Annotated in this window: 22 protein-coding genes, 1 pseudogene and 1 riboswitch; of the genes and pseudogenes, 16 read left to right on the plus strand and 7 right to left on the minus strand. The window is 40.0% G+C overall.

Going from position 1 to position 23,348, the window contains the following annotated elements:
* Positions 1 to 185: 185 nt before the first annotated feature.
* Entirely contained in the window at positions 186 to 1,532 is a 1,347-nt protein-coding gene (locus C509_RS0115415) for an APC family permease (protein WP_018707827.1), read from the minus strand.
* A 304-nt stretch (positions 1,533 to 1,836) separates the two neighbouring features.
* A complete protein-coding gene (locus C509_RS24070; RefSeq protein WP_018707828.1) occupies positions 1,837 to 2,655 on the minus strand; it encodes a carbon-nitrogen hydrolase family protein in 819 nt (272 codons plus the stop codon).
* A gap of 840 nt (positions 2,656 to 3,495) precedes the next feature.
* On the opposite strand from C509_RS24070, the gene C509_RS0115430 reads away from it, so the two are divergent.
* The 7 genes from C509_RS0115430 (at position 3,496) to C509_RS0115460 (ending at position 11,788) form a co-directional block, all read left to right on the plus strand.
* Positions 3,496 to 4,923 carry a S8 family peptidase gene (locus tag C509_RS0115430; RefSeq protein ID WP_018707830.1) on the plus strand — a complete coding sequence of 476 codons (1,428 nt, stop codon included), beginning with the start codon at positions 3,496 to 3,498 and terminating at the stop codon, positions 4,921 to 4,923.
* A gap of 71 nt (positions 4,924 to 4,994) precedes the next feature.
* Entirely contained in the window at positions 4,995 to 5,498 is a 504-nt protein-coding gene (locus C509_RS0115435; protein ID WP_018707831.1) for a DinB family protein, read from the plus strand.
* A 159-nt stretch (positions 5,499 to 5,657) separates the two neighbouring features.
* Entirely contained in the window at positions 5,658 to 7,097 is a 1,440-nt protein-coding gene (locus C509_RS0115440) for a polysaccharide deacetylase family protein (protein WP_018707832.1), read from the plus strand.
* A 133-nt stretch (positions 7,098 to 7,230) separates the two neighbouring features.
* The gene (htpG, locus tag C509_RS0115445) at positions 7,231 to 9,108 is read left to right on the plus strand and encodes a molecular chaperone HtpG (protein ID WP_018707833.1); all 1,878 of its coding nucleotides are present in this window, start codon (positions 7,231 to 7,233) and stop codon (positions 9,106 to 9,108) included.
* 123 nt (positions 9,109 to 9,231) lie between these two features.
* Positions 9,232 to 10,104: an agmatinase gene (gene speB / locus C509_RS0115450; RefSeq protein ID WP_051088709.1), complete on the plus strand. Its 873-nt coding sequence runs from the start codon at positions 9,232 to 9,234 to the stop codon at positions 10,102 to 10,104.
* 355 nt (positions 10,105 to 10,459) lie between these two features.
* On the plus strand, positions 10,460 to 10,996 hold the full coding sequence (folE, locus tag C509_RS0115455; RefSeq protein ID WP_373315321.1) for a GTP cyclohydrolase I FolE: 537 nt from the start codon (positions 10,460 to 10,462) through the stop codon (positions 10,994 to 10,996).
* 30 nt (positions 10,997 to 11,026) lie between these two features.
* Complete coding sequence (locus tag C509_RS0115460) at positions 11,027 to 11,788, plus strand: SDR family oxidoreductase (RefSeq protein WP_018707836.1); 762 nt, start codon at positions 11,027 to 11,029, stop codon at positions 11,786 to 11,788.
* 279 nt (positions 11,789 to 12,067) lie between these two features.
* On the opposite strand, the gene C509_RS0115465 is transcribed toward C509_RS0115460, so the two are convergent.
* Positions 12,068 to 12,682 carry a 3D domain-containing protein gene (locus C509_RS0115465; protein ID WP_018707837.1) on the minus strand — a complete coding sequence of 205 codons (615 nt, stop codon included), beginning with the start codon at positions 12,680 to 12,682 and terminating at the stop codon, positions 12,068 to 12,070.
* 372 nt (positions 12,683 to 13,054) lie between these two features.
* Positions 13,055 to 15,067 (minus strand): Na+/H+ antiporter, encoded by a 2,013-nt coding sequence (locus tag C509_RS0115475; RefSeq protein ID WP_018707839.1) that lies wholly within the window; start codon positions 15,065 to 15,067, stop codon positions 13,055 to 13,057.
* A 269-nt stretch (positions 15,068 to 15,336) separates the two neighbouring features.
* Positions 15,337 to 15,415, plus strand: a riboswitch (glycine riboswitch).
* A gap of 95 nt (positions 15,416 to 15,510) precedes the next feature.
* Here C509_RS0115475 and C509_RS0115480 point away from each other — a divergent pair.
* Positions 15,511 to 15,786: an ACT domain-containing protein gene (locus C509_RS0115480; protein WP_026319894.1), complete on the plus strand. Its 276-nt coding sequence runs from the start codon at positions 15,511 to 15,513 to the stop codon at positions 15,784 to 15,786.
* Positions 15,787 to 15,801: 15 nt separating this feature from the next.
* Positions 15,802 to 17,163 carry a PFL family protein gene (locus tag C509_RS0115485; RefSeq protein ID WP_018707841.1) on the plus strand — a complete coding sequence of 454 codons (1,362 nt, stop codon included), beginning with the start codon at positions 15,802 to 15,804 and terminating at the stop codon, positions 17,161 to 17,163.
* A 66-nt stretch (positions 17,164 to 17,229) separates the two neighbouring features.
* Here the strand turns inward: C509_RS0115485 and C509_RS24870 are convergent.
* Positions 17,230 to 17,815 (minus strand): annotated as a pseudogene (locus C509_RS24870) (superoxide dismutase).
* Positions 17,816 to 18,075: 260 nt separating this feature from the next.
* On the opposite strand from C509_RS24870, the gene psiE reads away from it, so the two are divergent.
* Both psiE and C509_RS0115500 read left to right on the plus strand, forming a co-directional pair.
* Positions 18,076 to 18,516, plus strand: coding sequence for a phosphate-starvation-inducible protein PsiE (gene psiE / locus C509_RS0115495; protein ID WP_018707842.1), 441 nt, complete (start codon positions 18,076 to 18,078; stop codon positions 18,514 to 18,516).
* 93 nt (positions 18,517 to 18,609) lie between these two features.
* Positions 18,610 to 19,158, plus strand: coding sequence for an O-acetyl-ADP-ribose deacetylase (locus tag C509_RS0115500; RefSeq protein ID WP_018707843.1), 549 nt, complete (start codon positions 18,610 to 18,612; stop codon positions 19,156 to 19,158).
* A 35-nt stretch (positions 19,159 to 19,193) separates the two neighbouring features.
* Here the strand turns inward: C509_RS0115500 and C509_RS25660 are convergent, their stop codons facing one another.
* A complete protein-coding gene (locus C509_RS25660; protein WP_144517543.1) occupies positions 19,194 to 19,316 on the minus strand; it encodes an anti-repressor SinI family protein in 123 nt (40 codons plus the stop codon).
* A 220-nt stretch (positions 19,317 to 19,536) separates the two neighbouring features.
* Positions 19,537 to 20,226 (minus strand): response regulator transcription factor, encoded by a 690-nt coding sequence (locus C509_RS0115510; protein ID WP_018707845.1) that lies wholly within the window; start codon positions 20,224 to 20,226, stop codon positions 19,537 to 19,539.
* Between the two features lie 402 nt (positions 20,227 to 20,628).
* Here C509_RS0115510 and C509_RS0115515 point away from each other — a divergent pair, with 402 nt between their 5' ends.
* From C509_RS0115515 to C509_RS0115535, 5 genes are all read left to right on the plus strand, one after another.
* On the plus strand, positions 20,629 to 20,832 hold the full coding sequence (locus tag C509_RS0115515; protein WP_018707846.1) for a hypothetical protein: 204 nt from the start codon (positions 20,629 to 20,631) through the stop codon (positions 20,830 to 20,832).
* 6 nt (positions 20,833 to 20,838) lie between these two features.
* Positions 20,839 to 21,006 (plus strand): hypothetical protein, encoded by a 168-nt coding sequence (locus C509_RS26195; RefSeq protein ID WP_018707847.1) that lies wholly within the window; start codon positions 20,839 to 20,841, stop codon positions 21,004 to 21,006.
* 22 nt (positions 21,007 to 21,028) lie between these two features.
* Positions 21,029 to 21,646 (plus strand): class I SAM-dependent methyltransferase, encoded by a 618-nt coding sequence (locus C509_RS0115525; protein WP_018707848.1) that lies wholly within the window; start codon positions 21,029 to 21,031, stop codon positions 21,644 to 21,646.
* 1 nt (position 21,647) lies between these two features.
* Positions 21,648 to 22,250: a class I SAM-dependent methyltransferase gene (locus C509_RS0115530; protein WP_018707849.1), complete on the plus strand. Its 603-nt coding sequence runs from the start codon at positions 21,648 to 21,650 to the stop codon at positions 22,248 to 22,250.
* A gap of 358 nt (positions 22,251 to 22,608) precedes the next feature.
* On the plus strand, positions 22,609 to 23,316 hold the full coding sequence (locus C509_RS0115535) for an MOSC domain-containing protein (RefSeq protein WP_018707850.1): 708 nt from the start codon (positions 22,609 to 22,611) through the stop codon (positions 23,314 to 23,316).
* Positions 23,317 to 23,348: the final 32 nt, after the last annotated feature.

The raw sequence follows: 23,348 nt of genomic DNA on the forward strand, positions 1-23,348 counted from the left end.
TTGTTATTCATTATATAAAACACTCGCTTGTATTTTCAGGTCATCTATTGAGCACTTTTTGAATAAAAAAGCTGATTTTTCCAGTAAGGAAAAACCCGCTTTTTATTTTAATCTATCATTTAAGCAAAAACCTCACAATTTGAATTCATAGAAAATGTCCATGGATAAAAATCTGACTGCTCTATTTATTGGGCCTCCTCAAAATTAAGCTCGGGCGGGGGCTGCCTAAACATTTTTGTAAGGTTTAAAAGGTATATAAATCCTAACGCAAACCAAATTCCACCTACAATAAGTGAATGACTATCCAATTTTAAAAAGAATAAGCCTGTAAGCGAAGCGCCAATTAACGGAATAATAAGATACCGAATCGTCCCCATAATGGATCTCTGATTTTTTCGGAAATAATAGTGCGCGATTACAGAAAGATTAACAAGGGTAAAAGTAAGCAGTGCACCAAAATTGATGAGAGATACGGCTAGTGTAAGACTTAAGAAAAGTGAACAAAAAGCAATGGATCCTATAATTAATAGGTTAAATACAGGTGTACGATACTTTGGCGAAAGATACCCAAATATTTTGGCAGGGAGTACACCGTCACGTCCCATTGCATATAAAATACGGGATGCACTTGCCCCTGATGCAATAGCCGATCCGAAGCATGTAATGGTTCCTTCTGCAAGCATATAACTTACCAAGAAATTACCTCCGATGTACATACCAATTTCTATATAAGAAGCTTCAGGGTCATTAAAAGTTTGGTATTCCGGCCAGGCAAGCTGTAAAAAATAAGAGCCAAGAATATACAGCACCCCACCAATGATTGTAATAAGATAAATGGCTTTGGGTATAGATTTTTCTGGATTTTTCGTTTCCTCCGCCAGAGTGGTCACAGCATCAAACCCTAAAAAAGAAAAACATAAAACAGGTATGATAGACATGATTTCCGGCATATCAGAATTTGAATCAATAAACGGAAGTACAGAAAGGATTGTGCCAGCTCCTTGGCCATTTAGAAGACCCTTAATTGAAAATAGGATGAAAAGGATGAATGATCCAAACTGCAATAACAGAACACCTGTATTAAATTTTGCCGCTAAGGTGATCCCAAGAATATTTACGGTCGTTATGATAATGATAAAGAGAATAATCCAAATGTACATAGGAATAGAAGGAAAATACGCCCTCATAGCTATTCCCAGGAATAAAGAAGTTATCATTGGACTAAATACATAATCCAATAATATTGTCCAACCTACCATAAACCCAACATGCGGACTAAAGGATTTTTGCGTAAACGTATAAGCACCGCCTGCAGTCGGAAAGGCTTTCACCATTTGAGCATAGCTATAGGCTGTAAATAACATAACAAGCAAGGCAATCATATAAGCTGTTGAAATCATCCCATTTGTGCTCTGAACAGCTACTCCATATGTTGCAAATAAAGTTGTTGGGGCCATAAAAGCTAAACCAAAAAACACAACATATTTTAACGAAAGAGAACGTTTAAGAGTTGGTGAGTTTGTATGATTCACGATTCATTCCCCCTTTCAGGAATTTTCTATCTTCTTTTTAAACTATCGTTTCGTTTATCTTCAGGCATATGTCGTTTTTTCTTATGGTCCAGGAGAGAAGGGTGGGTCACCCGCCCGTATCCAGTTAATCTGGTATGCTGTACGAGCGGTAATGACTCCATCTCTGAATTGTTTCGGTCCTGACACATAAAGCTTACCAATCGATATCTATCTCGTAATGTTTGACATATTCAAGATTTACATTCATGTTATTACGCATTTGATTCCATTGCTGCTCATGCCTTTAGACAAACAATCCACATGATTAGATTCTAATTTCCCAAACTCCCTTTTCAATTTCCTTTGAAGGTGTATTTAATAGCACCCTGCGCTCTTTCAGATAGTCGTATTGTTGTTTACTTTTCTGAATAAGAGACAAGTCCAGTGATGCTGATAACACCTCTTCTTCACGTCCCGCTTCAGCAATGATCCGTCCATATGGATCGACAATAACGCTTTCCCCACAAAACGTAATATCCTCATCCTCGAGCTGTCCAAGTCGATTCGTCAAAGCGACAAACATTTGATTCTCTTGTGCTCTGGCTTGAACAGCGACGCGGTGCACCGGGCCGTCCCAATTTCCATCTGTTACCAGCAATAACTCTGTTCCCATACTGGCAACTGCACGGGCGGTTTCCGGATATTCTATATCGTAGCAAATGAGTATCCCGACTTTTGTGCCTTGCCAGTTGCGGCTCCGAAAATACTCCCCGGCTTTAACTGCTTTCTCTTCCCCTGCCCACAAATGAGTCTTGCGATAAGAAAGCAACAATCCTGTCGGTCCTACCAAAACCGTTGTGTTATAAATGTTTTCTCTCTCTTTTTCATATAAACCAACTACAATTGAGGTATTGGCTTCCCTCGCCTTACGTTCCAAATGGTTCATAATAGGTCCATCTAATGGCTCGGCCAATTCACGGCAAACCTCCGGCGGAGGAAATCCCGCAATAAATGTCTCTGGAAACATGATAAGATCGTGAGAATGACCATATTTATCAACGACTTGATCCAAACGAGCAAGATTGTTCCCAACATTCCCGTCTTCACAAATGAGTTGAGCCAACGCGATATTTGCCTTTTTCAAAATAGAATCCTCCCTTTAATCAACAAATCATATTTGAATATTAAAAATGATAGAGTGATTTTAGCTAGCATGTGTTTAATGAGAAATCCTCCCTGTTCCTCCAATTTAGAAAGCGCAATCATTCTAAACAATAAAGAAACGTGTGTTGTTTTGAGTGCTCTTTGATAAAAGGACATCGATACATCTACTAAATTACGACTATTCCGTTAACCTGCTTGATTTGAAGCGCGGTGTTAAATGGAACGGCTACTCCAACAATATCAACATTATCTTTTCTCATCTCATAAACATGTAGTCACCACACACGGGGCGGATTTCCAGAAAATTTTATGTAAACCTCCTTTTTGACAATTTTTAAATTTTCATATAGTAATACTAAGTTGCAAGAATAATGCCAAATATTCATTTGAAAAAGTACTGTATACAGTACTTTTTGATTCGAAATTGAATTAATTCAAGAAAATTTGATGCAAATTTAAATTTTGATTTATTTTTGAATTAATAAATGTTGTTTAGCATAGAGATTTGAGGAAGAATGGATTGGTTTTCCTCGCAATAAGAAAGTGCAGAACAACATTGAAGGTGTCACCCTTAGCAAATAGTTTGCGGATCTGATTTGCTTTGATATCATTCAAGGTTTAGAAAGCTTGTGTGATGATGGCCATGACGAGCATATAAAGCTAACAGCTTTCAGTTTGATTGAGAAAGAAGAGGAATCCAAATAGAAATATTCTGCGAGAATAACAACTTGGGTCAAAAGAATCAAAGGAAAATCTCAATCTCTTGGCGAAAAGTTATTTTAAGAAGAAATTTTCGAAAAATTCGTCAAGGAGGGCCACAATGAAAAAATTCTTTGCCATTATTGCCGGATTCATTCTTTTACTGGGTTTCCTGCCGATCTTGAGCCACGCAGAAGCGAGCAGCCCGAAAGAGCAGCACTATTCAATCCTGTTTGACAAAAATGCCATTCCTTCGACACTTGAACAACAGGTAAAAAACATGGGTGGAGAAGTGACTTTTACAGTCCCGGAAATCGGGTTTGCTCAAGTGAAGGTTCCATCGAAGGCGTATGGAAAATTAAAAGGCATGTCAGGTGTCAGTTCAGCCAATCCTTCGGTCTCCTGGAATTTGCCAAAGTCTCATAATATTAAAGAGAGCGGTATAAATCCCGAAAAAACACCGCTTTGGGATATGCAATGGGATATCCGGCGCATCACTAATAATGGTGAAAGCTATAAGCTTGGTACAGGCTCCCATGATGTTATTGTCGGAATTGTAGATACAGGAATCGACCGGGATCATCCGGATTTGGTGAAAAACCTGATGCCCGGGTCTAAAAACTTTGTTCCGCCTGGAGGATACCAGGGTGAGGAGCCGTATGAAAACGGGGATCCAAACGCATTCGATGACCTCCACGGGCATGGAAGCCATGTGGCTGGATCCATCGCCGCGAATGGGGGAATGCTCGGTGTTGCTCCGGATACAGGCATCCGGGCTTATCGTGTATTTGGAACAAGTGCGGCTGAGACCTCTTGGATCGTTTCCGCAATGGTTGCTGCGGCCAATGATGGAGTGGACGTCATTTCCATGAGTTTAGGAGGATTTGATGTCAAGGGACAGGTTTTTTATGTTGATCCGGAAACAGGAAAAAAAGAAAATCTCGGAAATGGCGTTGCTGATTTCAAAGCATACAAGCGTGCCATCGATTATGCAACCAATAAAGGATCTCTTGTTGTTGTGGCAGCAGGGAATGAGAATTTGAATGCAACGAATAAAAAAGAAGTCATGGATTATATCAATCTTGAACTTGCTGAATCCGGACTTTATGCGGTTGGTGCAGGGTTTGAAGTGCCGGGAACCATTCCGGGGGTCGTGACGGTTTCAGCCACCGGGCCGAAAGATGTTCTGGCAAACTATTCAAACTACGGGCCTGGTTTTATAGACATTGCCGCAGTAGGCGGTGATGCCAGAATGTATGATCAATATACGGAAGAAGGCAGATTTGAAGAATATATAAACAATCGTTTATTTGAACAAGAGTTCAACTTAAGTACAAGTAATGATGGCTCATACTATTGGTCCATAGGCACATCCATGGCTACTCCGAAAGTATCTGCCGTCGCCGCTCTGCTAATCGACAAACATGGAAAAATGCCTCCGAAAAAATTGGAAGACCTGCTGTATAAAACAGCCGTTGACCCCGTAAAAGGTACGGATAAAAAGAACTTTGGATCCGGACACTTAAATGCTTATAATGCGTTAAAATAGAAATCTGAATTTTGATATACAGGTATATGAATCAAGCGGTTGAAATATAATATATTAATAAGGAGTAATTCATGGAAAATCATCGGACGAAAACATTGTACGATTATCATGTCTGGGCTAATCAACAAGTGATTGAGCACTTGGAACAAATGCCCGAAAAGATTTATAAAGAAACACTTAAAAGTGTCTTCCCATCAATCCATGACGTCCTTGTCCATCTTTATATAGTAGACATTATTTGGCTAGGGACGATGAAAGGAAAAAGCTCTCAAGAAACTATGAAGGAAGTAGAACGGCGAAAGCCGGAATTATCAGGTGCCGCAATAGAAGAACTTGAAGTGTTCTATGAGGAACTCTCAAAAGAGTTTTACGATTTTTTTAGTGAACAAAAAGACCTGGAGCGGGTTATTGTAGCCGAGCATCCAAAATATGGACGATGTGAGTTCGTACTTGCAGATCTTATTCAGCATGTAGTTAATCATGGGACGTATCATCGCGGAAATGTGTCTGCGATGCTTCATCAACAAGGTGAACGAGGTGTTCCCACGGATTATGTGTTTTTTCTCCTCGAATGATGAAATACGTATAACAACCCACTTTCTATAAGGGGTTGTTTTTTTTGCTGGAAATCATTGTAATCCAATTGTAATATTTGAAACCCCGGTGTAAAATTGAGAGAGTGGCAGATTCGAAGTTTTTATCTGGCAAACTTTATAAAAAAGGAAGTTTTTCAATTGTCTGGACGGATTAAATTACCTGGGTGGATTCTTTTGTTTTTGGTGATTTTCCTAATAATCGGCGGAATAGATAGGCTGATAAATGTCTCAATCAAGGCGAAAAGTCAGGAAGAAATTCAAGAAGAGAAAGTGATCAGCAAATATCCAAAAATCAACCTGAAAACTGTGACAAAGCAGACGGATGAATATACATATTCCATCAATGAACCAGATATAGATAGTGAGAAAGTAAATAAATCTATTAATAAATGGATCAAGGACCAGAAAGAGAAATTTGTAAAAGAAGCCGAGGATAACAAAGAAGTGCAGACAGACGGGATGCGCGCCGATCTCAACATCCAGATGGAGACCCACAGAATCACGGAAGATTATTACAGTCTTGTTTTTCGTACATATATGATAAATGGTGGGGCAAACGGGCAGAATAAGGTGAAAGTCTTCAATATCGATATAGTAAATGACCGCTTTCTTGAAATCGGCGATATTTTGGATTTGAATAAAGATAACATGGAAGGTATTCAAAAGATTGTATGGGAAGAATTACATAATAATAAGGACATCCAGTCATATTTGCTGGTTGAAGAATTTAATCAGTGGGTGAAGCATCCGGAGGACTGGGAATGGTCTATCGATCGGAAGAACTTTTCCTTATACATAGATGAATACAAAATTGCCGCAGGAGCGGCTGGTGCTATTGAAATCGATGTCCCCGTTAAAAAGATGTATATTTATCTCCAAAAAGACGTTGATTCATTTTTAAAAATGCCGAAAGAGCAAAAGCTAGAAAAAGAGAAAATCATTCAGCAGGAACAATTGAAATTGGACCCGAATGGAAAATATGTAGCGCTGACATTCGATGATGGTCCAAGTCCAGATGTAACACCTAGAATACTGAAAGCATTGAAGGAACACAATGCAAAAGCGACTTTCTTTATGCTTGGAAACCAAGTGGATTATTATCCGGAGCTGGCCCGGAAGGTGGCGGAAGAAGGGCATGAAATTGGGAATCACTCAAAAAGCCACCCAAATCTATCAAAATTGGGTCCCAAGAAAATAAAGGAAGAAATGGACTATACAAAGGATAAGATTGCGGAGGCAACAGGAATAACACCTCATCTGCTGCGTCCTCCCTATGGCGCCTATAATGATCATTTTGTGGAATACTCAAAAGAAAACGGCGATTCTATCATTCTATGGTCTGTGGATTCTTTGGATTGGAAGATACGAAATGCTTTTTCAGTGAAGAAGAAAGTCGAAAGCAGCGTGGCTCCGGGGGGCATTGTTCTTATGCACGACATCCATCCTTCAACAGGAGATTCATTGCCGAATCTTTTGACTCAGTTGGAGCAGGAAGGCTACCAATTTGTCACGGTATCACAACTTCTCAACTGGAAAGAAGAGCAGGGGACAGGACCGCATTTTGGAAGCTTGAAATAATAGATTTAAAAGGAGCGGCGTAGGCTGCTCCTTTGTATTTGTATTGACATGCTTTTATCCTGTATGTTATTAAATTAGTTACTAGCACTCATTCGGTTAGAGTGCCAACGAATAATGGAAAGGGGATTTTCAGATGGCAAAACAGGCTTTTAAAGCGGAGTCCAAAAGACTGCTTGATATGATGATTAACTCCATTTACTCCAATCGAGAAATCTTTTTGCGGGAATTGATTTCCAACGCAAGTGATGCGATCGACAAAATGTATTATAAGGCACTTACAGATGAATCTTTGACGTTTAACCGTGAGGACTATTACATAAAAATTGATGTCGACAAAGAGAGTCGGACCTTGAAAATTATGGATACCGGGATCGGAATGACAGAGGAAGAGCTAGAAAACAATCTCGGTGTCATTGCCAAGAGTGGCTCGCTAGCCTTTAAAAATGAGAATGAGTTAAAAGATGGGCATGACATTATCGGTCAGTTCGGCGTCGGTTTTTATTCAGCTTTTATGGTGGCGGACAAGGTGACGGTTTTGACAAAGGCGTTTGGAAGCGGACAGGCGTACAAATGGGAATCAACCGGCGCGGAGGGCTACTCAATTGAGCCTTGTGAAAAAGAGAATGTGGGAACTGAAATTATTTTAACGATTAAGGAAAACACCGACGATGAAAGTTATGATGATTATTTAGAGGAATACCGCTTAAGGTCCATTATTAAAAAATACTCTGATTTCATCCGCTATCCAATCAAGATGGAAGTCACCGAAAGCAGGCTGAAAGAAGGAAGCGAGAATGAATTTGAGGAATACAAAGAGGAACAGACGATCAACAGTATGGTTCCCATTTGGCGAAAAAACAAAAGCGAATTGACTGACGAAGATTACGTGAACTTTTATCAGGAAAAACATTACGGCTTTGACAAACCGCTAAAACATATCCATATCAAAGTCGATGGAACCGTCAGATATAATGCAATCCTCTTCATCCCTGAAAATATTCCTTTTGATTATTACTCGAAAGAATTTGAAAAAGGGCTTGAACTGTACTCCAGCGGAGTTCTTATCATGGAAAAATGTGCAGATTTGCTCCCTGATTATTTCAGCTTTGTTAAAGGGATGGTTGACTCTGAAGATTTGTCATTGAACATTTCAAGGGAAATTTTACAGCAGGACCGGCAGTTGAAGTTTATCGCGAAAAATATCCAAAACAAAATCAAACGTGAATTGGAGAGTTTTTTAAAGAACGATAGAGAGAAGTACGAGCTGTTCTATCATTCATTTGGCCGCCAGCTGAAGTTCGGAGTGTACAATAATTTCGGGCAGGATAAGGATGTATTGAAGGATCTGTTATTGTTCTATTCTTCCAAAGAAGAGAAGCTGGTTACACTCGATGAATATGTATCCAGAATGCCGGAAGACCAGAAATATATTTACTATGCGACCGGAGAAACGAATGAAAGAATTGCCAGGATGCCGCAGACCGAGCTTGTGGCGGACAAGGGGTATGAGATATTATACTTCACAGAAGATGTGGATGAATTTGCGATTAAAATGTTAATGTCCTATAAAGAGAAAGAATTTAAATCTGTAGCCAGCGGAGATCTGGGCATTGACGAGGAAAGCCAGGAGAAAAAGGAAGCTGAAGAAAAAGAGAACAAGGATCTTCTGGACTATATGAAGGAAACTTTATCCGGTAAAGTAAAGGATGTAAAGATTTCCACCCGCCTTAAAAATCATCCGGTTTGCTTGACGGCAGACGGAGAAGTTTCCATTGAAATGGAAAAAATTCTTAGAGCCATGCCGAATAACCAGGAAGTAAAAGCGGAAAAAATCCTGGAAGTCAATGCAGACCATGATGTATTCAGGTCGTTAAAAGCCGCTTTCGAACAGGATAAGGAAAAGGCAGCTCTTTACACAAATCTTCTGTATAACCAGGCGCTGCTCATAGAAGGGCTGCAGATTGAAGATCCGATAGAATTTACAAATAATATTTGTAAAGTTATGGTATAAATATGGGGCAGCCCCAGAAGACGGGGCCGCCCTCTCTTCATATATAAAACATTTCAGGAGGTATTCATTTTGTCAAATCCATTTGAAAACTTTACCCCAGATTTTTGTACGTCAGGTACATTTATGAGGCTCCCTTCCAAACGGGATAATCCAAAAGCGGCCATTTTAGGAATGCCTTTTGATACAGCTGCTTCCTATCGGGCAGGTGCAAGATTTGGTCCACAGGCGATCAGGCAGGCATCTTTAACTTTATCCCCACAAAATGAATTGCTGAATGTTGCCCCTTTTGAAGATACACAAGCAATCGACATAGGGGATTTACCTGTCATTACCCAAAATATTCATAAAAGCTATGAAATTATGGAAAATGCGATGCTGGAGCTTATGAAGAAAAATATCATCCCCATTGGGCTGGGAGGGGACCATTCCATTACATTGGCAAGCCTTCGTGCAGCAGCCAAGGTATATGGGCCTGTTGCCCTGCTACAGTTTGACTCTCATACAGATACATGGGATACGTATATGGATGAAAAGTACTGGCACGGCTCGCCTTTTATTCGGGCATACGAAGAAGGACTTGTACAGCCCGATAAGGTTGTTCAAATCGGAATGCGCGGCTGGGACATTGATTCCAGTTTAGAATTGGGATATAACGTTATTACGCAAAGTGAGTTATTCAACCGGGGAATTGACGATGTTGTTCAACAAGTAAAACAAATAATTGGCGACACTCCTTGTTTTTTAACCTTTGATATTGACTTTGTTGATCCTGCTTATGCTCCCGGTACCGGTACGCCTGAGGTTGGAGGCTTCAGCAGCCACGAAACACTAAAAATGGTCCGTGCGCTTACAGACATGAACTTTATAGGGTTTGACCTTGTTGAAGTACTTCCGTCATTTGATCCAACTCAAATAACGGCACTTTTGGCGGCGACCATTGTTCACAACTTTGGAAGCCTGGCAGCCATTCAATTGAATCAAGAGAGGGTGAAATAAGGAATTCCATTTGCAAGTCACTCCTTTTAGAGTGGCTTTTTTTATGATTTCTGAAAAGCAAAGATTGTCAATATTGTAGATAATTTAGATTTCAGACTATACTCTGTCCAACGCTGGACGGATAAATGCAGCGGCACTTAAAATGTTCATAAAGGTGCGACAGTTGGTCAGCATTCCAGTTCATAAACAGTTTTTTCGAAAAAGGACTAAACAGTTTGTTAATGTATAATAGAAGTGTACCTAAAAGAGGAGGCCATTACGAATGAATACAAAATTCATTGCCGAAAAGCTCCCGGACCTTTTTGCGGGGAATACGGTTGACATAGCGAATAAAATAGACAAATCTCAAGATTTCATGGAAGGTGTAAGGAATCTGATCGAACTCTGCGGAGATGACCCAAATCGGGAAGGCCTGGAGGAAACGCCTTACAGGGTTTTGAAAGCATTCTTGGAATATACGGAAGGGTACAAGGAAAACCCTGCTATTCATTTGGAAAAGACTTTTGATGTGAAACATAAAGAGTTGGTTCTAGTTAAGAATATCGAATTTTATTCAATGTGTGAACATCACTTTGCGCCATTTTTCGGTGTTGCCCACGTCGGTTATATGCCTGACTTCAAAATTACTGGTTTATCTAAAATCGGCCGGATGGTTGAGGGATATGCGAAACGTTTCCAAGTACAGGAAAGACTGACAAACGAGATAGCGGACGCAATCGAGCAAGTTCTGGAGCCCCAAGGGGCAATGGTAGTGATTGAAGCGAAACATATGTGCATGTGTGGAAGAGGAATTAAAAAATCAAACTCATCAACAACAACAACTGCTGTCAGGGGATTATTTGAAGACAGATCGGATGCACGCATGGAATTTTTGTCCCTTATTAATCGGTAATTGACTCAAGTCTGTGAAAGGGTGAGGGTAATGAGACATGCAGTGATCACGGCGGGCTCAAAAGGGATCGGCCGTAAGGTTACCGAGGAGTTCCTTAGAAAAGGCTGCAGTGTAACCGTAAATTATAATCGAGATAAAGATAAAATTAACGAGCTTATAAAAGAGTGGGAGCCTTATAAAGAAAGATTGCAATTTGTTCAAGGGGACGTCACTCGTAAGGATGATATCGCCAATATTGTTGAAATGACCATGAGTAGATTCGGAAGAATCGATTATTTGATCAATAATGCCGGGCCATATATTTTTGAGCGGAAAAAGTTAATGGATTACGAAGACAACGAATGGTATGAAATGATTGACGGGAACTTAAATGCCGTGTACCACTTCTTGAAATTAACCATTCCTGTCATGAGGAAGCAAAGGTTCGGCAGGATTATCACATATGGATTTCAGGATGCGGAGCATTCGCCTGGATGGAAATACCGCTCTGCTTTCAGTGCAGCCAAAGTGGGACTCGTGTCACTAACGAGAACGATTGCCCTAGAAGAAGCGGAGTATGGGATTACAGCCAATATGGTCTGTCCCGGGGACATTGTCGGGGAAATGAAAGAAGCCGACATTGAAACAGCAAGACAAATAAAAGATGAACGGACACCAATCGGCAGATCGGGTACAGGAGAGGATATTGCTCGTTTGATTGGTTTTATTTGCGATAAAGATTCTGATTTGATCACAGGCAGTATTATTTCCGCATCAGGCGGTATCCATGTTGTCAATCGATATAAAAATTAAGATAGGCTCCGGGCAGGAGCCTATTAGTATGTAAGGAAAGTGATGGAACCATGACTCCCTACGAAGATAAACAATGGGTTTTCGCCAATTTTCTCCGGGATTCCAATCACAAAATCTCTTGCTTCAAAGTTGGATTAAAAAATAAGTAGGATTTTGTCATTTCCCAGGAAATGTAAAGCAAAGTTGGGAGGCAAATGAAGTATATGATTCTAGGAACAAACCGGCCATTTGCTATAACGAAAAACCCGAATGCCTTCTTGGCATTCGGGCTCACTTATATTAATAATAGACTTTGATTTTAACAGTTCTTACTCCCCAATTAAGAGCTTTCTTTTTTGTTGGCATATGCAAGTCAATTTTGTTTTTCTTAATGGCACCGCCGGTATCTCCTGCGATTGCCATTCCGTATCCTTCCACATATACTTTGGAACCAAGCGGGATTTGTTTTGGATCAACGGAAATGACCTTTGCATTCGGGTTTTTCTTTAAGTTGATGCCAGTTGCGGTAATGCCACTGCACCCTTTGCAGCCTGCTGTATATGCGGTTGCTTTTACTGTCATAGTTTTATAAGCAGCTTTTTTAGCCTTTGCTTTCTTGGCCGGTGCTTTCTTAGCTGCAACTTTTTTAGCTGGTGCCTTTTTAGCAGGAGCCTTTTTGGCTTTGGATTTTGCTGCAGGTTTAGTAATCTTTAAAACTTGATTTATTCTGATTGTATCGCTCTTAAGGCCGTTCCAGCTTTTAATCTGGTTGACGGTTACTTTGTTCTTATTTGCGATCTTCCAAAGTGAATCGCCTTTTTTTACTTTATATGTAGATCCAGCGGCTGAAGAAGCTCCTGAGAAACTAAATACTAGAAATAAAGCTGTGATGGCTGATATTACAATTTTCTTCAAAATAATGTACCCCTTTGTTCTTTGTAGGGCTAGTATAACAAGCGAATGTAACAATAATGTTTCAAGTGTATAGTATTTGTGTTACAAATGGAGAATAATGGTTTAATTTCCAGCGTCTTAAACAAGGAGGAGACACTTCAATGCTGCGAATCTAACGTGTTAGTGGGGGATGAGAGAGAAGGATAGCGGGTTTATATTGTCAAAACGTTTATAAAAGCCTTTTGCTGGGAATCGGAGATTTTATGAACAGTATAGGACTTCCTGAATGGAGGAAAATTACTTGGGCGACTGAGAAAGGAATTGAAAAAATGCCAGACAAAACAATTCCATAGTGCCCAAGATATTAGGGGATTTCAGTGAAAAATAATCCCCTTATTCAATATGCTCATATAAAGTCACGCTTTCAATGTAATTAATAAATCTCCTTAATTCCCTTGCTTGTTCCCTGCTAATCTCCCCAGACTGATAAAGTTCATGGATCTTTGAACGCTCTACGTCCATTACCTTAATGCGGAGCTCTTCTTTTTGCTCTTCCATTATTTCCTCATATTGCACAGAAGGCTTTTTTAATTGTTCAGTCAATCTTTCGTATTCAAGAATAACCGCGTAGACCATATCTTTCTCTTCAATCTTTTGTGCATTTTCCTTTAATACTTCTAGAGCGGATTGTAATGCTCTGATCTGTATTTGCTTCCTTACATGTAATTTGGTTTTTTCATCTTTTCTTCTATGCAGGCTATAGCGTTTCAAACCTCTCATAGCTAGTCCGAAGAGATACAAGAATCTGGATCTGACATTGTTGGAAAGAGCTTCTTCCCGAAGGTTTAGAGATTTTTCAAATGCTTCATAGGCCTCTTCATCCATCCCATTTTTATTCATAAGTTCCTGTAAATATTTTCTCTCGGCTTTTAACCCGATTAATCTGATATCTGACATCTTTTGTTGTTCATTAGTATTTTCTTCTGTCCTTTTCCATTTCGGGTGGATATGTTGCATTTTCACTTTATATTCATTCATTAATTCGTAAGCTGCTGTTTTATTTTCTTCCGCCATTTCCGACCGTAGTGCTTCGATGGCCGCAAGCAGAATTTTTCTTTTTGCTACGGTTAAATCTCTTTCAGTTTCTTTAGGCTGAACGTCTTGACTTAAAAGCGGCAAAAATGCTGTAGCGGCAATTAAGGTAAATAGTATTACACCGGCAGCCAAAAAAAGAATTAGGGAGCGCTCGGGAAAGGCACTTCCCTCCAAAACGATGTATGGAATGGAAAGGACTCCTGCCATTGTAACTGCACCCCGAACACCTGTTAAACTGATAAATAAGCTTGTTTTTAAGCTGGGTTTTATAGAGTCGATTGATTGATTTTTCCGGTAAGTGGAATATGAAAAAAGATAAGACCACATAAAACGTATTCCTAATATAACAAGCCCAATTAAAATAACGTATAGAATAGCCAAAACGTTTCCTATATTCGGATCCTCCACTGTGGCTATCATAGATGAAGGTATATTCAAGCCCAATAAAAGAAAGACAACACCATTTAATATAAAAAGCACAATGGTCCAAATATTTTCCGTCAGGACTTGCTCTTGGGCGTTTAATACTTCTGTACGTTCTCTTATAATGGTGTGGGCAATGCCAGCCACCACAACAGCAATTACACCTGAGGCGTGAAATAGTTTTTCTGCGATCATATAAATAAGGAAAGGAGTTACAATTTGCAGTAATGAATGGAAAGTTACGTCAAGAATTCCTTGTTTTCGCAGTGTAAAACGAATCCACATAATCACAAGAATAAGAATAAAACCAGATATAGCTCCAGCTAAAAACATATAGGTAAAATCAATCAGAGCTTTTGGCAATGAAAAAAATCCGGTCACGACGGCTGCCACCGCATAATTAAAAGCAACCAAACCAGATGCATCATTGATTAGTGATTCACCTCTTACCAGATTCAATACCCTTTCGGGAATATGAATCCGCTTTGCAATCCCGTTTACGGCTACAGGGTCGGTAGGGGATAAAATGGCTGCTAAAGCAAATGCCGCAGCAAGCGGAATAGTTGGAATCAACCAATGTATAAACAAGCCGCCTCCAATAGTCGTTAACACAACAAGAACAATAGCATTTCCAAAGATAGGGGCTCTCATTTTCCACAATTCCTCACGTGGATAATGTCTACCGTCGTTATATAATAGGGGTGCAACAAACAACAGTAAAAACCATTCTGTTTCTAGAGTAAAGGTAAGATCTTTTAGAAAAACAGCCAAAATGATTCCAAAGGCAATTTGCGTCAATGCAGTTGGAATAAAGGGTATGTAGTGGCTGATTATATTTGAAATTAATAAACAAACGAGCAATAATAATACAATCATTAATAATTCCATGTTGTAAGCCCCTTCAGCATCATTACTTTTTTATATACCCATATTTTCACTCCAATACAAGTATTTATGAAAAAGCAAATCATTTAAATTTTTCTAAATTATTATATAAATCCTGCTCAATGGTCGAAAGCTACATCACTTCATTGCATACCAAATAAATTTTTGCTTTTTAAGCTGATAACAGCTATTGACCTTCATTTATATTGATTGATAAAATAACGTAGTATCTAAAAAAATAAGCGATGAGGGTTATGGGTAACACTATAACAAGAGCAGCTTCTGGAGAGACCGCGGAAAACGCGGCGCCGAAGGATTCACAATCTCAGGCAAAAGGACAGAAGAGTAACTTACGGAAGTTTTTGTATGTTATTCTACTATCTTTGAGATTGGAGCAAATCCAATCTTTTTTTGTTTTCATAAAATATATTTGGGGTGACTTGCGAATGGATAAGAGACGTGCAGTAGTAAGTGTAGTGGGAAAAGATCAGGTCGGCATTATTGCCGGCGTAACGAAAATACTCGCCGATAATCAGGTGAATGTCCTTGATATAAGCCAGACGATTTTGCAGGATTTTTTTACCATGATGATGGTGGTTGATGTATCCGGAATAGAAAATTTGGATTCTTTGCAAAAGCAATTTAACGAACTTGGAGAAAAGGTAGGACAAAAAATCAACATTCAACGGGAAGAAATATTTCAATCCATGCATCGGATATAAGAAGGGGATTTAATCATGAATATAGCATTGACAGAAATGATGGAAACGATCAGAATGGTCCAGATGGAAAATTTGGACATTCGGACGGTGACAATGGGAATTAGCTTGTCAGACTGTGCAGACTCCGATTTTGCAAAGATGAATAAACGGGTCTACGAAAAGATCACAGGTTATGCCGGCCGCTTAAAAAGCGTTGCTGAAGAGGTGGAAAAAGAGTACGGGATTCCAATTGTCAATAAACGAATTTCCGTAACACCCATTGCTGAAATATTGGGAAATGCATCAAAAGATCAGGCAGTCGAACTGGCTAAAACGCTTGATAGAGCAGCTAAGGTGCTTGGCGTAGATTTTATCGGAGGGTATTCGGCTCTTGTACATAAAGGTGTCACGAAAGGAGACCAAACACTTCTTGATGCACTTCCCGAGGCGCTTAGCGTGACAGAGCGAGTCTGTGCATCTGTTTCCGTAGCGACAACAAGGACGGGTATTAATATGGATGCAGTAGGCGTGATGGGAAAAATCATCAAAGAGGCGGCGGAAAGGACGAAAGACCAAAACGGACTTGCCTGTGCAAAGCTTGTTGTATTCAGCAATCCTGTTGAGGATAATCCTTTTATGGCAGGGGCTTTCCATGGAACTGGCGAGGGGGAGGTTGTCCTTAATGTCGGCGTTAGTGGTCCAGGAGTTGTTCTGAATGCTTTAAGGCGTCATCCCGATGCGGATCTTGGTCAGGTGGCTGACGTCATCAAGAAAACCGTCTTTAAAATTACACGCGCCGGCGAATTGATCGGCCGGGTGGTAGCGGACCGCTTGGATGTTCCGTTCGGCATCATGGATCTCTCATTGGCGCCGACTAATGCAATGAATGACAGCGTAGCGGAAATCTTGGAAGAAATAGGTTTGGAAAGAGTGGGAACCCACGGAACAATTGCCGCACTGGCTTTGATGAATGATGCAGTGAAGAAAGGGGGTGCCATGGCGAGCTCCTATGTCGGTGGGCTGAGCGGGGCGTTCATTCCTGTCAGTGAGGATGAAGGGATGATCCGCGGAATCATGGATGACGCTCTGACCCTATCCAAACTTGAAGCCATGACGTGCGTCTGCTCTGTTGGATTGGATATGATCGCATTGTCCGGTGATGCATCTCCGGAAACTCTTGCGGCTATCATAGCCGACGAAGCGGCCATTGGCATGATCAACAAAAAGACAACAGCCGTCCGTGTCATCCCTGTGCCAGGCAAAAAAGAGGGGGATATGGTCGAATTCGGCGGACTGCTAGGGAGGGCTCCTGTGTTGGGAGTGAATGCCTTCAGTTCGGAAAAATTCATCCGCCGCGGCGGGCGCATACCCGCACCATTGCAATCCTTGATCAATTAGGCCAAAGAAAAACGGCTCCCGGGTTACCAGTCCGGGAGCCAAATGGCATACGAATTCCCACAATCACTAATACCTCAAAGCGTCTAAATACAATTCATTCACCTTATCCCAATTAAAAGTGTTCCAATTCCGGTCGTCTGTTTTGATACTTTAAATAATAAGCATGCTTCCAGACATCAATGATAAGCAACGGCTTTTTCCCGGCTATTAAAGGGGTGTCTTGATTTGCAGTGTTTATGACTTGTAATTCATTGCCATCGAGGACAAGCCACCCGTATCCCTGCAGAACCGGGAAATTGAGGCTTTGGAGAGCTTATTTTTAAAGTTATCAAAGGTTTTAAAATAATAGTCAATGGCTTTGGCTATATCACCTCCTTTAGGGCTCATGACTTCCCAAAACAGGCTGTGGCAATAATCCCCCCGCTGTTATTTCTTACATCTGTTTGTACTTCTATGCAAAGACGGCAGGTTGCTGAGCAGATATTCTATAGGTCTGCTTTCAAGGTCCTCGTAATCTTCCAACAAGGTATTTAAATGTCGGATATATGTTCCATGGTGTTTATCATGATGAGTTTCCAATGTCTGGGTATCTATGTATGGCTCCAGGTTCGTCATAATCATAGATTAACGCTGGTAAAACAAATGAGGACATTCATACAATCTCCTTCCATTTCTCTAAAAGTTTCCCAGATGCAAAATTCCTGCAGGAATATTGAAAAATCAATTCCCTTTAATAAAATAGGTAAATAGTTTGACTTTTAATTTACGGGTTCATTTATAGGGCAGTGATGTGGGCTATTTTCTGTGAAAATGGACTTTCGTGCCGGAATAGGCAGCAATTGTTGCACAGCAGTATGGGGATAGGGCAAAATATAAAATAGAGGGGAAAATCAATCTAAAGGGAGGACTCGAATGATCAAAATAAAAAAAGATATTTCATTTGTCCAGTTAATACCAAAAGTACTTCAAGCAGTATTAAACATTTCTCTAGTATTTCTAGCTATGATCTTATCCATTTTATTAGTTCAGGAGTTAATCATTTTCGGTCAAATCCTGTTCAAAGAACAGAATAGTGATTATAAACTCTTTCTGGCAAATATACTTTTGTTCTTTCTATATTTTGAGTTTATCACAATGATTGTCAAATATTTTAAGGAAGACTACCATTTCCCTCTGAGATATTTTCTTTATATAGGGATTACGGCAATGATTCGCTTGATCATTGTTGATCATGATCATCCTGTCAACACGTTATTTTATTCTATTGTTATTCTCATATTGATCATTGGTTATTTCATTATGAATATCACGCCTCGAGAGAGGCCTGACAGCAGATGGTTTTTCAAAAAATAAAGCTTTCATTAAACACAGGGAAACCGCTCTCTGTGGTTTTGTTCGTTTAAGAAGGACTTAGCAATGAGGTCCCATCAGGAGGTCGGATTTCGTATGAAAATAAATATTAAAGAGAACACTTTGGAATTAATGCTTGGAGACATTACGAAGCAAGCGACTGAGGCTATTGTAAATGCTGCGAATGGAACACTGCTGGGCGGAGGCGGGGTTGACGGGGCGATCCATAAAGCGGCCGGTCCTGAGCTATTGGTTGAATGTAAAAGGATTCGAAAGGGTTTGCTGAAAGGCGAGCTTCTTTCAACTGGAAAGGCTGTTATGACAGGAGGATATAGCCTTCCTGCCAAGTTTGTGATCCATACGGTAGGGCCTGTCTGGCAGGGAGGGGCGAATGATGAGGAAAGGCTTCTCTCCGACTGTTACCGAAATTCACTCCAACTATCCTTAGACAATAATATCAATAGTATTTCTTTTCCTTCCATCTCTACAGGGGTATATCGTTTTCCTGTGAAGCTGGCATCTGAAATTGCCCTTCGTTCAATCCTTGAATTTCTGGATCAAAATCATTTGGGAAAAGTCATCATGATGCTTTATTCGGAAAGAGACTTTGATGTGTATCAATCATCGCTAAAAAAACTCTTATAAAAAAAGCGGGTAATTAATTAGGAGCACCTAATGAATTAACCCGTAATTTTTTCTGTCCTCACCTGTGCTTTAAATAAAAACTCTCTGACCTCTTCCATTGTTAATCCCATTTGCTTCGCGAGCATGATCAGTTCCACCCATTCTTGATCCAATGCCACTTTCAAAGGGGCCCCCTCCTTATGTATCTGTAGCTCCTAAACTCACTTTATCTTACAAAGGTTAAAAGTAAGTTAAAAAACTATAATATTGGGAAAATTTCTTTATTTTTTTGAAATAGAAAAACTGCCTATATCCTTATAATGAGATTTGGCAGCGTTTTTTAAAGAAATTTTAAAGAAAATGACGTTTTTTGTTGGGAAAATTTTAGAGGGGAAATCTTCATTTCTTATTGTCTATGGAAAGTTTATAACCAAATCCTCTCTCTGTCTGTATGTATTTTGGATTTCTGGGGTTATCCTCGATCTTTTTCCTTAGTGTACTTAAATTCACTTTGACTGTCTTTAGGTCTGCCTTTGAATCCATTCCCCATATTTGGTCATATAGTTGTTCGGCACTGAATACTCGGTTTGGATTCTGGGCCAAATAGAAGAGGAGCATTTTTTCTTTAATAAACAGATTAATTTTCTTGTTCTTTTTATACACTGTTTTATTGGCGAGATCGATTGCCAAATCTCCCAGCTTCAATACATTAGATGCAGTCAGGCTGCTTCTCCTAATATTTGCCTTGATTCTGGCAATCAATTCGAAGGTGTCGAAAGGTTTGATGATAAAGTCATCGCAGCCGATTTCAAATCCTTCAAGTTCGGTACTTTTCGATTTTTTGCCGGTAATAAAAATGAGCACCCCGTCCGATTTTTCCCTGAATTTCCGGGCAACCTCAAATCCGTTTTGATCCGGGAGTTGAATATCGAGAAGGAGAATGTCAGGTACCATTTCATCAATTAAACGAAGCCCTTCGGAAGCTCTTGTGGATGAAGTGACAGTAAATCCTTCTTTTTCCAGGTGGATTTTGAGAATATCTATGTGTGGATGCTCATCTTCAACAATTAATATTTTAATTGTATTCATACCAACCCTCCCTTCGCATTCCTATTTTAAGGGACGAAGAGGACTCCCCTCTGTGCAAAAGGCTTAAAGAGGTTCGGGGAAGGATGCAAATCCGTAATCCTCATATAGAGTACAGTGAATAAATCAAGATTAGTATTTAATTATTATATCAATTTAGTCTATTTTATTCATAACTTTACAAATAATGTCGAACGATTTCTGAGGAAAATGAAATTTTGTCAGGTAAAATTAGGCCTAAAGTCTGGAAAAAATTCCCTGTTTGAATACTCCGGCCAATCTGCTAATTTTTTGGCAATTATAAATGATGTCTGCCCTTTAAACATTTTAATCAAAATGATTGAGTTTTAACTACACAGAATATAGTAAGATAAGGAAAACGGGCAAACTTTGGGGGCTATCTTGATGAAGAATAGGATTGTTGCGGGAATCGCTGCACTTTTCTTTTTTGTGGGGGGCTGCACCCATAATCAGAAAACAATTGGACAAAAAAACCAATATGAGGCCGGGGATGAAACAGAAATGCTGGCGAAAGTGAAGGGTTTGGTTTCCAATATGCAATTTCCATTGAAAGTACCAAAAGAAATGTGGTCCATTCCATCAGCGTGACAATCGATGAAGAAAGAAGTATCATGGCGGCTGCTGAACTGCAAAGCCTTTCCAGTACATTTTCCGGTCAGTGTTGCGGTGAATATATATGTCGATAATGGCAAATTTCAAAGAAATATTGATATAAGCAGGGAAGATTACAGTTTCACTCGTTATTTGCCGGCTATGGAATAAAAAAATTTTTGGGAGCTGTTTGATGATTGACTTTAAACTCGATAAACTTTTATCTATTAAAACAACAGAGGAACAGCGGATATTTCCCGCTGATCCGCACTACAATCCATATGAGCCAACCCCTTACGCCGCATTGGAACAATTGTTTTCACGGTACAAACTGACTGCAGGCGATTGCCTTGTAGATATGGGATGCGGAAAGGGAAGGGTCCCTTTTTACGTAAATTACTTTTTCCATACTACCTCTATTGGAATCGAGATGAATCCCGCATTGTACGAGGATGCACTCAAGAACAAAGTAAGCTACAGCAAAAAAGCAAGGCGGAGGAGGGGAAGTGTCGAATTTCAATGTGTGCTTGCACAGGAATATCAAATTCAATCTTGGGATAATGTGTTCTTCTTTTTCAACCCTTTTTCTATACAGATTTTTATGACGGTTCTACAGCACATTTTGAAGTCTGGTGAAATGTATCCCCGTACCATAGATTTAATTTTGTATTACCCCTCCAATGAATATGTATACTATTTATCTAATCACACCCAATTCAAGCTTATAGAAGAAGTCCAGCTTGATTATTATCATGAACGGAATGATCATGAACGGATCTTGATTTTTCGGATGGAAAGAGAGGGAAATTAAATTGAAGAACAAGTGGCATGAACGTTTTGATACGGAAGAATATGTTTATGGCGAGGAAGCGAATGCTTTTATCAAGAGTAAAGCCGACCGGCTGGAGGGCTGCCTGTCTGTTGTTTGTTTTGCCGAAGGGGAAGGGAGAAATGCAGTCTTTTTAGCCAAGGAAGGCCATAAGGTGACAGCTTTGGACTATGCGGAGAGCGGTATTCAGAAAACACAAAGGTTGGCAGAAAAAAATGATGTGGAAGTGGAGACAAAGAAAGTGGACCTCCTGGAGTACGAAGCAGAGGTTGATCAATTTGACGCCGCAGTCATGGTATTCGGGCATTTTTATAGCCAAGATCAAAAAAAAGTTTTTGATAAAATGTTGAAAACGGTCAAGCCTGGCGGAGTGATCATACTTGAGGTGTATTCAAAGGAGCAAATTGAATATGGAACAGGCGGCCCTCGCGATGTGGATATGCTGTATGACCCGCGAGATATCCTTAAATGGAGCAGTGGCCATCACATTTCGCACTTTTTCTATGGGGAACAGCTTAGAAAAGAAGGAAAACTACATACAGGAAAAGCACATGTCATTCAATTGGTGTTGAAAAAGAACAGATAATGGAAACACTTCCATTAGATCCTCCTACAGGTTTTTCGTGTGTTATATTTTAACAGAAAAACTATTAGTACAAGGAAAAATTTCTCTATTAACCCGAGCTGCTCTCCACATTCCTTTTGGCAAAAGTGGTCATTGCAGATTTTAATATAGAAGGCGTAAGAGAAGCTGCTGTACGAATCATCACCAAGGTTATATGGCAATCCGCCGGTCGCTGACTTCAATAATTTATTTCAAAAACAAAATCAGATACCACATGAAAGAGCAGGGTAGGGAAAATCATCTTGCTCTTTTTTGGCATTCTTTTTGAATGAAAGTTAAAATATAACCATCAAGGGAGCAGGGGGATGGAGAGCTGAAAATGGATATTTTATTGGAGAAGGTCTTTAGAGGCAAACCGAGGACCGTTGGAGTAAAGGATGCCGTCCATCCAATGGACCGCGAGTGGAGAAGTGGGATTTTCAAAGAGCCTGTTGAAGTGCCCATATGGCTGGGGAAAACAAACTTGTCCGGAGACGGTCAGGCAGATCTGAAACACCATGGCGGTCCTGAGAAGGCAGTGTTTGCCTATCCTTCCGAACACTATTCATATTGGCAAAAAGAGCTGCCTGATACAGACATTTTTCCTGGTGGAATGGGGGAAAACTTTTCGTTAAAAAATCAACTGGAGGACTCCGTTTCAATCGGAGATATTTTTAAAATTGGTGAGGCGATTATTCAGGTATCTCAGCCGCGGCAGCCATGCTGGAAGCCCGCACGGCGATTTAAAATAAAAAATTTGGCTCTGCTATTACAAAAGTCAGGCCGTACTGGCTGGTATTGCCGCGTATTGCAAGAGGGTTACGTAGAGGCGGGGCAGACATTGACATTGATTGATCGGCCATTTCCATATTGGACAATTGAAAAATGTAATACAATCATGCACATGGACAGAGATCATTTGGAAGAGGCAAAATTGCTTTCCCAATGCGAACTTCTGTCGATAAATTGGAGAACTACTTTGAAGAACCGGGTGGAAAAAGGAGAAAGCCCGGATGTTCGGAAAAGAGTGATTGGGCCGAATGGATGATTCACAAAAAAGCTTTTTCTTGAAGGGATACC

Source organism: Siminovitchia fordii DSM 16014 = CIP 108821 (assembly GCF_000374565.1).
Lineage (GTDB): Bacteria > Bacillota > Bacilli > Bacillales > Bacillaceae_C > Siminovitchia > Siminovitchia fordii.